We start from the raw sequence: 15,249 nt of genomic DNA on the forward strand, positions 1-15,249 counted from the left end.
ACAATCGCCCTTATCTTCATGACAATTAAAGATTAAAAGAAAGAGAGAAAATTATGTTTAAAGGTGGAATGGGTAACATGATGAAGCAAGCGCAGCAAATGCAAGAGCGCATGCAAAAAGCCCAAGACGAAATTGCAACAATGGAAGTTGTTGGTGAAGCGGGTGCAGGCTTAGTTAAAGTAACCATGCTTGGTAACCACAATGTTCGTCGCGTAGAGCTTGATGAAAGCCTTATGGAAGACGACAAAGACATGATTGAAGACTTACTTGCAGCGGCATGTAACGATGCTGTGCGCCGTGTAGCTGAAGAAACGCAAGAACGAATGAGCAAAGTAACTGGCGGTATGCAATTACCACCAGGTATGAAAATGCCGTTTTAATAAACAATGCAACTTTCAGATAGTTTAAATCAGCTTATTGAAGCATTGCGGTGTCAACCGGGTATTGGCCCAAAGTCTGCACAGCGTATTGCATTCCATTTGCTTGAACGTGATCGCAAAGGTGGTACACAACTAGGTAGCGCGCTTACTAAGGCAATGACAGCAATAGGTCATTGCCAAACGTGCCGAACTTTTTGTGAGCAACCTCAATGTGACATTTGCTTAAGTACAAAACGCCAAGACAGCGGTACGTTATGTGTTGTTGAGTCGCCTACTGATGTACTTGCTATTGAGCAAACGGGTCAGTATTTAGGTTTATATTTTGTTCTTATGGGGCATTTATCACCCATTGATGGTATTGGCCCTAAAGAAATAGGGTTAGATGTTTTAGAGCAAAAACTTTCTCAAGGCGGCATTAACGAAGTAATACTAGCAACAAATCCTAGTGTTGAGGGTGAGACGACTGCGCATTATATTGCCCAGCTTTGCCATAAAAACAATGTGGGTGCTTCGCGCATAGCGCACGGTATTCCGGTTGGAGGCGAACTTGATTTAGTTGATGGTAGAACCCTAATGCATGCTTTTAGTGGGCGCCGCGTGGTTACACAAGAATAGTTCATTAAAGCGACTGTTTGAAAAGATATGTAAAAGCCTACGTAATTAATTTATGTAGGCTTTTTTGTTTTTAAGGTAAGCTAGCTAAAAACAGTATGCAGTTAATTTGACGGCTAAGTAATCAAAGCCTTTTTTGAGATAGGTTTATTTAGAGTTAAAACGTAAGGATCACAATGAAAACGCATTCAACAAATCAAAGCGGGTTACTTAATAGTAAACGATTTTTACCTTTGTTTATTACCCAGTTTTTTTCTGCCGTTAACGATAATGTATATAAGCAGTCGGTGCTTATTTTACTGGTTTTTCAAGCTGCAACATTGGCCGATGGTGCGCTTTATTCAAACATTGCAGCAGGCTTATTTATTTTACCGTTTTTTTTATTTTCGGGTATGGCAGGGCAGCTTGCTGAGAAAACAGAAAAATCAAAATTAATCAGGTTTGTAAAACTTTGCGAAGTTCCTATTATGGTTGTAGGGGCACTATCTATTTATACCCAGTCTATTTGGCTTATGCTTAGCACTATATTTTTCATGGGGTTTCAAAGTACATTTTTTGGTCCGTTAAAATATTCTATTTTACCGCAGCACGTTGCCCCGAACGAATTAACAAAAGCAAATGGGTTAGTTGAATCGGGTACCTTTGTTGCCATTTTACTAGGGACTATTTTTGGTACTTATTACATTACGCAAGACGTAGGCCCCGAAATTATTAGCATTGCAGTACTCGTGCTCGCAGTAATTGGTTATGTGAGTAGCCGCTTTATACCAATAAGTGCAGCGAATGAACCTAACTTAGCGTTTACCTACAATATTTATACCTCTACAAAAAATGTGTTTTCAGCACTTAATTCGCAAACAGAGTCTGTTGGAAAATCAGTCTTAGGTATAAGCTGGTTTTGGTTAATAGGCGCCATTGTGCTAACCACATTACCAAACTATGTTAAGCACGTAATGGGCGGTAACGAATTAGTAGTAACCAGTGCGCTGGTGGTATTTTCGTTAAGTATTGCTATTGGTTCTTTATTATGTGAAAAGCTTTCGCGTTCGCGTATTGAGTTAGGCATAGTGCCCTTTGGCGCCATTTTAATTACACTATTTTTATACTTACTCAGTATAGAGCCCGCTATTTTAAGTTATGGTGTGCAAATCGATGAATTATTAACCTTAAAGCAGGTATTAAATACTGGCGATATGCGCTGGCACTTTGTGTGGATGGCCGGTATTGGTATAGCATCAGGTTTTTATACTGTTCCTCTGTATGCTTTGATACAACAAAGAACAGAAGAGGCGTGTCGGTCTCGTGTTATTGCCGCTAACAACGTACTTAATGCACTGTTTATGGTGTGCAGTGCCATTTTAAGTATTGTGACATTGTCTATTTTAGAGTGGAGTATCTCAGAGTTATTGCTTTTACTTGCAGGGTTAAACTTACTGATTTCAGTGTATATTTATACCAAAGTACCTGAATTTTTCTTGCGTTTTATTATCTATATTTTAGCTATTTGCATGTATCGCGTGAAAACCAGAGGCGAAATAAATATACCAGAGGGAGGTGCAGCGGTTATTGTTGCCAATCATGTCAGTTTTGTTGATTGGATGTTTATTTTAGCAGCGTCACCAAGACCAATTCGTTTCATGGTTTTTGCGCCAATTTATTATTCTCCTGCGTTGCACTGGTTATTTAAAATGGCTAAAGCAATACCGATTGATAGCGAAAAAGCAAACCCTAAAGCTTTTAAAAAGGCGTTTGACGATGTTGCAGAGGCACTTGAACGCGGCGAGCTTGTGGGTATTTTCCCTGAGGGTAAATTAACAGGTGATGGCTGTGTTGATATGTTTAGAAGAGGTGTAGAGAGAATAATTGAGCGAACGCCTGTTGCTGTTGTGCCTGTGCATTTAGGTGGGCTATGGGGCAGTATGTTTAGCCGAAAAACAAAGTGGCAATTACCTCGCTTAAAGTGGTCGTTAGTCTCTGTATCTGTTGGTGAGCCTGTTACGGCAAATAAAGCAAAAGCGGATAATCTGCGTCAACGAGTGTTAGATTTAAAACTACTTTACTCTAAAGATAATGATTAATAGGCATGAAAAGCAGCCAAACAAACCCTATTGTCGATAATTTTATAGCGCCAAAATGCATAGATACGTTCAGTATTTTGTATCAAGATAACGATATTTTAGTCATTAATAAACCCAGCGGGTTGCTGAGTTTATCAGGGAAAAATTCAGAAAATTGGGACTCAGTACATTATCGTCTAGTAAATGGGCAAAAAGGAGTAACGCCGGCCTTTTTAAACGCTAAATTAGTTCATCGATTAGATTTAGGCACATCGGGGATAATGCTTGTAAGCCTAAACGATTTGAGCTCAAAACGTTTAAATAAGCAGTTTCAATTACGTAGTGTAAAAAAGCATTATGTAGCAGTGCTGCAGGGGTGTGTTAGCGAAAATAGAGGGCAAATTGATGCGCCCATAGCTAAAGACACACAGTTATTTCCGCGTGTAAAAATCTGCAAACTAGAGGGGAAGCCTGCTGTTACCGAGTTTAAAGTTATAAAGCGCCTTACTAACCCTGTTAGAACTTATGTACGCTTTTCTCCTTTGACTGGGCGTACTCATCAGCTACGCATACATAGTCATTTTATAGGCCACCCTATTTTAGGATGCGACCTGTATAAGAGTGCACACAGTGAAAAGCTATCAAAACGCTTACAGTTGCATGCAAGCGATCTGTTTTTTGAACATCCCACTACAAATCAAGCAATTCACATCCATTGCCCAAGCCCATTTTAGTGTGAATTAACATTACATTTTTTAATTTTTTCCCTTGAAGTTCTATTAGCTCCCCCCATATTAAGTGCATAACGCAGACACTTTGCTAATTGGAGATATATAAATGACTGCAGCACAAAAAGAAACATTAGGCTTTCAAACAGAAGTAAAACAACTATTAAACTTAATGATTCATTCTCTTTATTCAAACAAAGAGATTTTTTTACGTGAGCTTGTATCAAACGCATCAGATGCAGCCGACAAGCTACGTTTTTTAGCGCTTTCAAATGGTGATCTTTACCAAGGTGATGCAGACCTTCGCGTTCGTATCAGCGCAGATAAAGAGGCCAATACCGTTACTATTTCAGATAACGGCATCGGTATGACGCGTGAAGAAGTGATTAACTCTTTAGGCACTATTGCAAAATCGGGCACTGCTGAGTTTTTCAAAAACTTAACGGGCGATCAAAGCAAAGATTCACAACTTATTGGTCAGTTTGGTGTTGGTTTTTACTCTGCATTTATTGTTGCCGATTTAGTGACTGTTCGCACACGTAAAGCGGGTGAAACAACTGCTTATGAGTGGGAGTCTAAAGGTGAAGGCGAGTACACGCTGCAAGAAATTGAGAAAGAAGGCCGTGGTACCGAAATTACTTTACACCTTCGCGAAGACGAAAAAGAATTTGCAGACGAATTCCGTTTACGTAGCATTGTGACCAAATACTCAGATCATATTTCTACGCCTGTACAAATGTACAAAGCAGAAGTACCAGAATCTGAAGGCGAAGATGGCGAAAAAATTCCAGCAGTACCGGGTGAGTGGGAAAGCATTAACCGCGCCACTGCATTGTGGACGCGTGATAAATCAGAGCTTTCTGATGAAGAATACAAAGAGTTTTACAAGCATGTGAGCCATGACTGGGAAGATCCGCTAAGCTGGGCACATAATAAAGTTGAAGGTAAAACTGAGTACACTAGCCTTTTATATATCCCTAAAAAGGCACCTTTCGATTTATGGAACCGTGAGCGTCAAAGTGGTTTAAAACTATACGTTCAACGTGTGTTTGTAATGGATGATGCTGAGCAGTTTATGCCAAGCTACTTACGTTTTGTGAAGGGTTTATTAGATTCAAACGATTTACCATTAAATGTATCGCGTGAAATTTTACAAGATAACAAAGTAACCCAAGCGATTCGTAAAGGGTGTACCTCGCGTATCATTAAAATGCTTGAGCGTATGGCTAAAAACAAATCTGACGATTACCAAGTATTTTGGAATGAGTTTGGTCAGGTGATGAAAGAAGGCCCAGCGGAAGACGCTGCAAATAAAGAAGCGATTTGCAAGTTACTTCGTTTTTCTTCTACTCATACAGATTCACAGACGCAAGATGTGTCGCTTGAGCAATATGTTGAGCGCATGAACGAAGGGCAAGATAAAATATATTACGTGGTAGCCGATACCTTTACCGCTGCTAAAAATTCGCCGCATTTAGAGATTTTCCGCAAAAAAGGCATTGAGGTATTATTACTAAGCGACCGTGTTGACGAGTGGATGATGAGCCACCTAACTGAGTTTGCAGATAAGCCACTTCAGTCAATCACACGTGGTGACTTAGACCTAGGCAAGCTTGATGATGAAGAGACAAAGAAAGCCCAAGAAGAGTCTGAAAAAGAGATGGCCGGCTTAGTAGAACGCATTAAAACAGCCTTAGGAGATGATGTTAAAGAAGTGCGTTTCACACACCGTTTAACTGACTCTCCAGCATGTGTTGTAAGTGATGACAACGACATGAGTTCGCAAATGCAAAAGCTAATGGAGTCTGTTGGTCAAGCGGCGCCAGAGGCTAAGCCTGTGTTTGAGCTAAACCCAGAGCATCAACTTGTGAAACATTTAAATGACGAACAAGATGAAGATAAATTTTCACAATGGTCACATGTACTATTAGACCAAGCATTACTTGCAGAGCGCGGAACATTAAAAGACCCAACAGGGTTTGTTACACGCCTAAATAAATTAATGTTAGAGCTAAGCAAATAAATTTATATTAAGTTATTAAAAGTATAAATATTGTACATATTAAAAAAGGAAGCCGAGGCTTCCTTTTTTTATGCGCTATAAACTAGGCAATTAGTATAAGTTGCTTGAGTATCAGCGGCGCTTATGGAAGAATTCAGGCTTTAAAAATAAACTCTCATACTAGGGGACAATGATATGCGCATTATTCTTTTGGGCGCGCCGGGTGCAGGTAAAGGTACTCAAGCTCAGTTTTTAATGGACAAGTACGGTATTCCACAAATTTCGACTGGCGATATGCTACGTGCTGCAATTAAAGAAGGCACTCCACTTGGCTTAGAAGCAAAAAAAGTAATGGACGCAGGTCAGCTAATTTCTGACGATATCATTATTGGTTTAGTTAAAGAGCGTATTGCTAAAGCTGATTGCGAAAAAGGTTTTTTACTAGATGGCTTTCCACGTACCATTCCACAAGCAGATGCAATGAAAGAAAATGGCGTAGTAGTTGATCACGTTATTGAATTTGATGTTGCTGATGAAGTAATTGTAGAGCGTATGGGCGGACGTCGTGTTCATCCTGGCTCGGGTCGTGTTTACCATGTTGTTTACAATCCACCAAAAGTGGAAGGTAAAGACGATGAAACAGGTGAAGAGTTAATTGTGCGCGCTGACGACACAGAAGAGACTGTGCGTAAACGTCTAGGTATTTACCATGAGCAAACTATGCCGTTGGTTGATTACTACCAAGCTGAAGCAGCTGCAGGCAACACGCAGTACCATAAACTTGACGGTACACAAGCCGTAGAAGTTGTAAGTGCACAGTTAGGTGAGCTTTTAGGTTAATTTAAAGCGCACAAAAAAACCGCCAGCTGGCGGTTTTTTTGTTTTACAGAAAGACCTATAAGGTTTTAAGCTTTTCTATTACGCTGTCATATTCTGGCTCGGTAGATAGGTTACTCACTAATTGCTTATAAATCACTTTGTGGCTCTTATCGAGTATAAAAATAGAGCGCGTTAGAAGCCCCATATCTTTTATAATCACACCATATTTTTGGCCAAAATCACGCCATACCGAATCAGATAATGTGATGACTTTATCTATACCTTCTGCTTTACAAAATCGTTTTTGGGCAAACGGTAAATCAGCGCTTACAGTCAATATTTCAATACTTGGAAATTCTAGCGCCACTTTTTCGTTAAAGTGCTTAGTTTGTAAACTACACACACCGGTATCTAAACTTGGTACTACGCTAATTAGTAATGCTTGCCCTTTGTAGTTTTTGAGCGTTACAGGCGTAAAGTTACCATCAACTACTTTAAAGTCAGGTGCACTTTCACCTACTGAGACACCTTCACCCATTAAAGTAATTGGTTTGCCCTGTACTGACACTTTTCCTGCATCTAGTGTATTTTCTGGGTAATCGGCTGCCATAGCAACGGAGCAAAATGCACTCAGCACAAACGCGAACGTACGATACATAAGGTATTTCCTTTTAAATTAACGCAATAAGCGACAGTGTATTATACTGCGTATGAGTAACCAAGCGATTATGCATTCTTGCTTGATAAGAATTAGTTATGAGATTTATAAATTGTAAACCGCTGAAACTTTGATTAACATATAGTTACAAAAAATATCTTAAATAATAAAAATAAAAGCCACTATCATTTTGTGATGTTAATACTTGGTTTAAAAATAGAGAGATAGTATGCCAACATCAGTATTAGTATGTGATGATTCCAAATTAGCGAGGCGCCAGTTAGCTCGCTCATTGCCGGAAGACTGGGACATAAAGGTTGAGTTTGCAATTAACGGTGTTGATTGCATAAAGCAAATAAAAGCGGTTGACCCAGAAATTCTATTCCTTGATTTAAACATGCCTGAAATGGACGGGTATGAAGTGTTGATGGCAATGAAAGAGTTAGGCTTAAATGTGCTTACTGTTGTGGTATCTGGCGACATACAACCTAATGCCCACCAACGAGTGATTGATTTAGGCGCTATCGATTTTATTCAAAAACCCTGCTCACCAGAAAAGCTTGCCGAAATAATAGAGCATCATGGAATTAAAGACAAAGCTATGCGTGAACGCTTGTCCCATGCATTAGGTGAGCAAGTTGACCCTGACGTTCGAGACATCTACCAAGAACTGACGAATGTCGCAATGGGGCAGGCTGGTGACTTACTAGCAAGGTTACTCAATGTATTTGTCGAATTACCAATCCCTAATGTAAATATTCTCGAGGTGAGTGAGCTAGATATGGCACTTCGCTCCATAGATAATAATGCGTCTACTTCTGGTGTGTGCCAGGGCTTTATAGGTGGTGGTGTATCTGGCGAAGCATTATTATTACTCAACGATTCTAGTTTTAAAGAAATTGCGTCTTTAATGAATTATGACGGTGTACTCACCGATAACGTTGAGCTTGAGCTACTAATGGATATTAGTAACATCCTTATTGGTGCAATTCTTACGGGTCTTTCTAAGCAGCTCGACATGTCATTCAGCCAAGGACACCCAATTGTGTTAGGTCAGCATAGAGATGTGTCTGAACTGGTAAAAGCAAACAAGTCTCGTTGGCAACGCACTCTTGCAATTGAAATTAGCTATGGCATTGAAAATCACAACATAAACTTTGATTTAATGTTGTTATTTACCGAAGACTCACTAAAAACTTTGAAATACAAAGTTGCTTACCTATTAGAAGATTAAGTTATGGCTGCTGATTTAGATATGAATGAGATCCATTGGTTAATGGATATGTTTAATACCGTTGATGTGGGTCTTGTTGTACTTGATAGAGATTACCGAGTGTGTGTTTGGAATGGGTTCATGGAAAACCATTCCGGCTTATTACCAAGTGCGGTAAAGCATAAAGATTTATTTGATTTGTTTCCTGCAATAGACGAAAAATGGTTTAGAAGTAAATCTGAATCAGTATTTGTTTTAAAAAATCGCTCATTCACAATATGGGAACAGCAACCTTATATATTTAGGTTTAAAAATTACCGTCCTATCACTGGTAAAGCCGAGTATATGTATCAAAATGCAACTTTTATACCTTTAACTAATATTCGTGCAGAAGTCAGTCATATATGTATTATCTTATATGATGTAACTGATATTGCGGTAAATAAAAAAGAATTAGAGGATTTAAATGCCCGCCTAGAGCAAGTAAGCCAAACAGATAGCCTCACTCAATTGTATAACCGTGGTCATTGGGAGAGTACGCTCAAGCAAGAGTTTTTGCGTACTAAGCGCAATGGCGGTTCTAGTGCATTGCTGATGTTTGATATCGATCGATTTAAAGTCGTAAATGATGAATATGGCCACACGTGTGGTGATGAAGCACTACGCCACTTGTCAAAACTTTTAAAAACGACACTACGCGAAACTGACATCGCAGGAAGGTACGGTGGTGAGGAGTTTGTAGTTACTTTATTAGATACCGATGAAAAGGGGGCTGAAATTTTTGCTGAACGCTTAAGGGTATTAATTGAGCAAAGTCCTGTTATGTATAAACAACTTGAAGTTAAAGTAACAGTGAGTATTGGTTTTGCCTGTTTTAGTAATGAGTTTAAAGACCATGAGCGCTGGATAGAAGCTGCAGATAAAGCTATGTATCAATCTAAAAAGAATGGACGAAATAAAGTAACTGCCTATGCCGATATAAAAAATGACGCTTAAGCGTCATTTTTTATTAATTATTTTTAGTCTGCCGCTCTGAGTTTAATCACTCGGTTGTATGTCGAGAGTCATCTTTAGGGCATTGTCCGATAGTCGTTATTTTTTCATTATTATCTACTTGTTCAAGTTTTACTTTAAACCCCCATAATCTATAAAGATGCTTAAGTACTTCCTCATGTGTATTTGCTAAAGGTATATTATTGTGCGGCACATACCTAAGCGTAAGCGCTCTATCCCCTCTGATATCAACATCGTACACTTGAATGTTAGGTTCATGATTACTTAAGTTATATTGAGCCGAAAGCGCTTCCCTTACCGCTTTGTAGCCACTATCGTTATGAATTGCGCCTATTTCTAAATGCGGAGCGCTCGCGTTATCAATAAGTGTAAATAGCTTAAAGTCGCGAATTAATTTAGGGGATAAAAACTGGCTTATAAAGCTTTCATCTTTAAAGTTTTGCATTGCAAAATGAAGGGTATCAAGCCAATTACTTCCGGCATATTCAGGAAACCACTTTTTATCTTCTTCTGTTGGGTGTTCGCATAGTCGCCTAATATCAACCATCATATTGAATCCCAGAGCATATGGGTTGATACCTGAATAATACTGACTATTGTAAGGTGGTTGATAAACAACATTTGTATGGCTTTGTAAAAATTCCAGCATAAATGAGTCGGTAAGTTTACCTTCATCATATAGGTGATTTAAAATGGTGTAATGCCAAAAGGTGGCCCAGCCTTCATTCATTACTTGTGTTTGTTTTTGTGGGTAAAAATATTGTGATATTTTACGCACTATACGAATAACTTCACGTTGCCAAGGTTCTAAAAGTGGTGCGTTTTTTTCTATAAAATACAAGATATTTTCTTGCGGCTCTTGAGGAAAGTGGCGTTCTTTCTTTTTTGCTTCTTGGTGATGTTCGGGGATTGTTCGCCATAATTCGTTCACTTGAGATTGCAAATAAGCCTCGCGTTCTTCTTGGCGCTTTTGCTCTTCGAATAACGAAATTTGTTGCGGGCGTTTATAACGATCAACGCCATAGTTCATGAGTGCGTGGCATGAGTCTAGTAAGGTTTCTACTGCTGTTACACCGTATTTTTCTTCGCAGCGACGTATATAATTTTTAGAAAATACCAGGTAATCAATGATAGAGCTGGCATCAGTCCATGTTTTAAATAAATAATTACCTTTAAAAAAAGAGTTGTGGCCATAACATGCGTGCGCCATAACTAGTGCTTGCATCGGTAACGTATTTTCTTCCATTAAATATGCAATACAGGGGTCTGAATTAATCACTATTTCATACGCGAGGCCCATTTGTCCGCGTTTATAGTTTTGCTCAGTTTGAATGAATTTTTTCCCGTAAGACCAATGGTTGTAACCAATAGGCATCCCAACACTTGAGTAAGCATCCATCATTTGTTCGGCGGTGATCACCTCTATCTGATTAGGGTAAATGTCTAACCGGTAAAAGTCTGCAACGCGGGCTATTTCTGTTTGATACTCAGTTAACAAATCAAAAGTCCAGTCAGGGCCGTCACTCATTCGTTTAGTATTCATATTAATACCTCGCTTGGTTATGCAGCCCCTTGTTGTTGCCGACCTTTTTTAAAAAGCTCCCTAAATATAGGGTAAATGTCTTCAACACTTTGAATGTGCTGTATGGCAAAGTTGGAATGTGTTTGCGTAATATTTAAATATTCTCGCCATAGGCTTTGATGAGCACGTGTTGTGATTTCAATGTAGGCAAAATAGCGAACAGCATCTAAAATGCTATTACGTAATATTTGTCCGCAATGAGGAGTATCGTCAGCCCAGTTATCACCGTCAGATGCTTGTGCTGCATATACATTCCATTCGTCTGCGTTGTAACGCTCTTTAATTATTTTATCCATCAGTTTAAGTGCGCTCGATACGATAGTTCCCCCAGTTTCTTGAGAGTAAAAAAATGTTTGTTCGTCTACTTCAGTAGCTTGCGTATGATGACGGATATAGACCACTTCAATGTTTTTATAACTGCGCGTTAAAAATTGATATAGTAAAATATAAAATCGTTTTGCCATATCTTTTGTGGCTTGGTCCATAGAGCCTGACACATCCATAATACAAAACATAACCGCTTTGCTGGTGGGGTGGGGGCGCTTCTCGTAATTTCTAAAACGCAAGTCATAGTTATCAATAAATGGCACAGCTTTAATTTGCTGTTTAAGTAGGTTTATTTCTTTTTGTAAAAGTGCAACAGCGGCTTTATCGCTATGAGGTTCGTGTATTAATATTTTTAGCTGAGCTTCTAAATCGGCTAAGCGGCGCTTTTTTCCAGCGCTCATCGCAACACGTCGAGCAAGTGATCCTTGTAACGAACGAACAATATCAATATTACTTGGCATACCTTCACTGCAAAAACCGGCTCGGTGGGTTTTCATTTGTACAAGTTTATCAAGTTGATTTTCTTGAAGATTAGGAAGTTCTAAATCTTCAAAAAGTAAATCGAGGTACTCATCTTTTGAGATAGAGAACACAAATTCATCTTGCCCTTCGCCAGAGTCGCTTGCCTCACCTTGTCCAGAACCATCACCTTGACCACCTTTTGGTCGCTCTATTTTATCACCTGTTGCAAACTGATCGTTACCTGGGTGTATTTGTTTCTTATTCCCACCTTTACCTTGATGAAAGGTAGGCTCGCTGATATCACGTTGCGGAATAGATATACTTTCCCCCGATGTAGAGTCGGTTACACTGCGTTTATTTATTGCATCTGACACCGCTTCTTTTATCTGTTTTTTATAACGCCTAATGAAGCGTTGACGATTTACGGTGCTTTTATTTTTACCGTTTAAACGTCTGTCTATGAAATGCGACATAATGACCTCCTAAAACCACAACCATGAAGGTTATTGCGATTTTCTAACACGTAGGTACCACTCAGATAACAATCTGACTTGCTTTTGTGTATAGCCTTTCTCGACCATGCGATTAACAAAGTCTTCGTGTTTTTGCTGATCTTCAGCTGAGGTTTTAGTATTAAACGAAATAACAGGCAACAGATCTTCTGTGTTTGAAAACATTTTTTTCTCAATGACAGTGCGTAATTTTTCATAACTCGTCCACAGCGGGTTTTTGCCATTGTTATGAGCCCGTGCGCGTAGTACAAAATTGACTATTTCGTTACGAAAATCTTTAGGGTTAGAAATGCCCGCTGGTTTTTCAATTTTCTCAAGCTCTGCATTGAGTGCAGCTCGGTCAAATAATTGGCCTGTATCAGGGTCACGATATTCTTGATCTTGAATCCAAAAATCGGCATAAATAACATAGCGATCAAATATGTTTTGCCCATATTCTGAGTATGATTCCAAATACGCAGTTTGAAGTTCCTTACCAATAAATTCAACATACTGAGGGATTAAATAGCCTTTTAAAAAGCTCAAGTAGCGTTCTTCAACATCGCTGCTGAATTGTTCACGCTCTATTTGTTGTTCAAGTACATAAAATAAGTGAACAGGGTTCGCAGCCACTTCTGTGTTATCAAAATTAAACACCCGAGATAAAATTTTAAATGCAAAGCGAGTAGAAAGGCCCGTCATGCCTTCATCCACCCCTGCGTAATCGCGATACTCTTGATACGACTTTGCTTTTGGATCAGTGTCTTTGAGTGTTTCACCATCGTACACTCGCATTTTAGAATATAGGCTTGAGTTTTCAGGCTCTTTTAATCGTGAAAGAGTTGTAAATTGTGCCAAAGCTTTTAAGGTGCCAGGCGCGCAAGGTGCGCTATGAAGTTCACTATGCTGAAGAAGTTTGTCGTAAATTTTAATTTCTTCAGTGACACGCAAACAATAAGGTACCTTGACTATGTATACACGGTCTAAAAAGGCCTCATTATTTTTGTTATTTTTAAAGGTTTGCCATTCAGATTCGTTTGAATGAGCGAGGATCATGCCATTAAAGGGAAGAGCGCTAATACCTTCAGTCCCATTGTAATTACCTTCTTGCGTGGCCGTTAGTAGTGGATGGAGTACTTTGATAGGGGCTTTAAACATCTCTACAAATTCCATCAAGCCTTGATTTGCCATACAAAGTGAACCTGAGTAAGCATAGGCATCGGGGTCATTTTGCGCAAAATGTTCAAGCTGACGTATATCTACTTTACCTACTAATGCGGATATATCTTGGTTGTTTTCATCGCCAGGCTCTGTTTTAGCGATGCCTATTTGATTCAGAATAGATGGATAACGTTTTACCACTCTAAACTTACTTATATCGCCATTAAACTCTTTCAGCCGTTTGCCTGCCCACGGTGACATAATTGTTTTTAAATAACGTGGCTTAATACCGTATTCTTGCTCTAGCACATTAGCGTCTTCAATGGGATCAAACAGAGATAATGGGTGATCGTTTACCGGCGACCCTTTAATTGAATAGATGGGTACTTGTTGCATGAGGTACTTTAGTTTTTCAGCAATAGATGATTTGCCACCGCCGACTGGACCTAGTAGGTAGAGAACTTGTTTACACTCTTCAAGCCCCTGAGCGGCGTGTTTTAAATAAGAAACAATTTGTTCAATGGCATCCTCCATACCATAAAAATCGGTAAAGGCAGGGTAGCGTGCAACTACTCTATTTGAAAATAACCGACTGAGGCGTGCGTCCGTTGCGGTATCAACCATTGTGGGTTCACCTATGGCCATTAAAAGGCGTTCTGGTGCACTCGCGTAGGCAGATTTATCGGTTTTACATATCTCAAGAAACTCGGCGATACTGTACTCTTCTTCTTGTGCCGCTTCGTAACGTGCTTGGTAATGCTCAAAAATCGTCATAATAACCTCCGAAACCCGCTGTAAAAGGTGCTTACATTTTAAAGTTTAGTCGCGAAAGTCTATGTTTGTGGAATAAAATTAAAAATTTAAGTGAAAAAAGATCATGTTGAAGAAGACTATTTTGTCAAATGACAGAGTTTAAAAGTATAAATAATAGGCATAAAAAAAGACGCTTTAGCGTCTTTTTTAAATTAGCGGTAAGTGCTAATTAAGCGAAGTTTGCGTTTGCAAATTCCCAGTTAACAAGTGACCAAAAACCTTTAAGGTAATCTGGACGCACGTTACGGTAATCAATGTAGTATGCGTGTTCCCATAAATCTACAGTAAGAACAGGTGTAACGCCTTCGTCAGTTAGTGGTGTAGCAGCGTTAGATGTATTAACGATGTCTAAAGAGCCATCGGCAAGTTTTACTAACCAAGTCCAGCTTGAACCGAAGTTATTCACTGCTTTGTCGTTTAATGCATCTTTGAACGCATCAAAAGAACCCCATTTAGCGTTAATTGCATCTGCAATTGCGCCAGTAGGCTCGCCGCCGCCATTTGGAGATAGGCTGTTCCAGTAAAACGTGTGATTCCAGATTTGCGCTGCGTTGTTAAATACACCGCCTTCTGATGAACATACGATTTCTTCTAGAGATTTGTTTTCAAACTCTGTACCAGGGATCAAACCGTTAAGCTTAACAACGTACGTGTTGTGGTGCTTACCGTGGTGAAACTCTAATGTTTCTTTTGAAATATGTGGCTCAAGTGCGTCGATTGCATATGGTAGTGACGGTAGTTCAAATGCCATTTTTTATCTCCATCTTTTTTAGTTGATAGTCCATTTGGTAATACGTAATGCCTGTTGAAACAGACCACTTACCTATACCAAGTGGGAATATAGTGTTACTATAATTGTTGAGTATTTTACTCAAGTTTAAGCAAACAGCAATGCTATTGCGAAAGACTATTTCAATTGTGGCTTTATTT

The 15,249-nt window shown here is 39.2% G+C and carries 13 protein-coding genes; 8 read left to right on the plus strand and 5 right to left on the minus strand.

The genetic code is table 11. The annotated features are described in order from the left end of the window. Nucleotides 1–53 precede the first annotated feature (53 nt). From ATS72_RS02280 to adk, 6 genes are all read left to right on the plus strand, one after another. Nucleotides 54–380 carry a YbaB/EbfC family nucleoid-associated protein gene (locus ATS72_RS02280; protein WP_006792396.1) on the plus strand — a complete coding sequence of 109 codons (327 nt, stop codon included), beginning with the start codon at nt 54–56 and terminating at the stop codon, nt 378–380. Nucleotides 381–386: 6 nt separating this feature from the next. Beyond that, nucleotides 387–995, plus strand: coding sequence for a recombination mediator RecR (recR, locus tag ATS72_RS02285; RefSeq protein ID WP_008132248.1), 609 nt, complete (start codon nt 387–389; stop codon nt 993–995). Nucleotides 996–1,168: 173 nt separating this feature from the next. After that, the gene (locus ATS72_RS02290; protein ID WP_058428702.1) at nt 1,169–3,070 is read left to right on the plus strand and encodes an MFS transporter; all 1,902 of its coding nucleotides are present in this window, start codon (nt 1,169–1,171) and stop codon (nt 3,068–3,070) included. Nucleotides 3,071–3,075: 5 nt separating this feature from the next. After that, a complete protein-coding gene (locus ATS72_RS02295) occupies nt 3,076–3,783 on the plus strand; it encodes an RluA family pseudouridine synthase (protein WP_058428703.1) in 708 nt (235 codons plus the stop codon). Between the two features lie 103 nt (nt 3,784–3,886). Continuing rightward, nucleotides 3,887–5,800, plus strand: a complete 1,914-nt coding sequence (htpG, locus tag ATS72_RS02300; protein ID WP_058428704.1) for a molecular chaperone HtpG — start codon at nt 3,887–3,889, stop codon at nt 5,798–5,800. A 174-nt stretch (nt 5,801–5,974) separates the two neighbouring features. Continuing rightward, nucleotides 5,975–6,619 (plus strand): adenylate kinase, encoded by a 645-nt coding sequence (gene adk, locus ATS72_RS02305; protein WP_006792401.1) that lies wholly within the window; start codon nt 5,975–5,977, stop codon nt 6,617–6,619. Between the two features lie 55 nt (nt 6,620–6,674). Here adk and tpx read toward each other — a convergent pair whose 3' ends face one another. After that, nucleotides 6,675–7,256 carry a thiol peroxidase gene (tpx, locus tag ATS72_RS02310; RefSeq protein WP_006792402.1) on the minus strand — a complete coding sequence of 194 codons (582 nt, stop codon included), beginning with the start codon at nt 7,254–7,256 and terminating at the stop codon, nt 6,675–6,677. Between the two features lie 229 nt (nt 7,257–7,485). On the opposite strand from tpx, the gene ATS72_RS02315 reads away from it, so the two are divergent. Continuing rightward, entirely contained in the window at nt 7,486–8,490 is a 1,005-nt protein-coding gene (locus tag ATS72_RS02315; RefSeq protein WP_058428705.1) for a response regulator, read from the plus strand. 3 nt (nt 8,491–8,493) lie between these two features. Beyond that, a complete protein-coding gene (locus tag ATS72_RS02320) occupies nt 8,494–9,465 on the plus strand; it encodes a sensor domain-containing diguanylate cyclase (RefSeq protein ID WP_006792404.1) in 972 nt (323 codons plus the stop codon). A 46-nt stretch (nt 9,466–9,511) separates the two neighbouring features. Here ATS72_RS02320 and ATS72_RS02325 read toward each other — a convergent pair whose 3' ends face one another. From ATS72_RS02325 to ATS72_RS02340, 4 genes are all read right to left on the minus strand, one after another. Further along, nucleotides 9,512–11,026 (minus strand): SpoVR family protein, encoded by a 1,515-nt coding sequence (locus ATS72_RS02325; RefSeq protein WP_058428706.1) that lies wholly within the window; start codon nt 11,024–11,026, stop codon nt 9,512–9,514. Nucleotides 11,027–11,043: 17 nt separating this feature from the next. Next, a complete protein-coding gene (locus ATS72_RS02330) occupies nt 11,044–12,327 on the minus strand; it encodes a YeaH/YhbH family protein (protein WP_058428707.1) in 1,284 nt (427 codons plus the stop codon). A gap of 30 nt (nt 12,328–12,357) precedes the next feature. Beyond that, nucleotides 12,358–14,280: a PrkA family serine protein kinase gene (locus ATS72_RS02335; protein WP_006792407.1), complete on the minus strand. Its 1,923-nt coding sequence runs from the start codon at nt 14,278–14,280 to the stop codon at nt 12,358–12,360. Between the two features lie 208 nt (nt 14,281–14,488). Then, on the minus strand, nt 14,489–15,070 hold the full coding sequence (locus tag ATS72_RS02340; RefSeq protein ID WP_006792408.1) for a superoxide dismutase: 582 nt from the start codon (nt 15,068–15,070) through the stop codon (nt 14,489–14,491). Nucleotides 15,071–15,249: the final 179 nt, after the last annotated feature.

Origin of the sequence: Pseudoalteromonas sp. 13-15, from assembly GCF_001468205.2 — a bacterium.
GTDB lineage: Bacteria > Pseudomonadota > Gammaproteobacteria > Enterobacterales > Alteromonadaceae > Pseudoalteromonas > Pseudoalteromonas marina.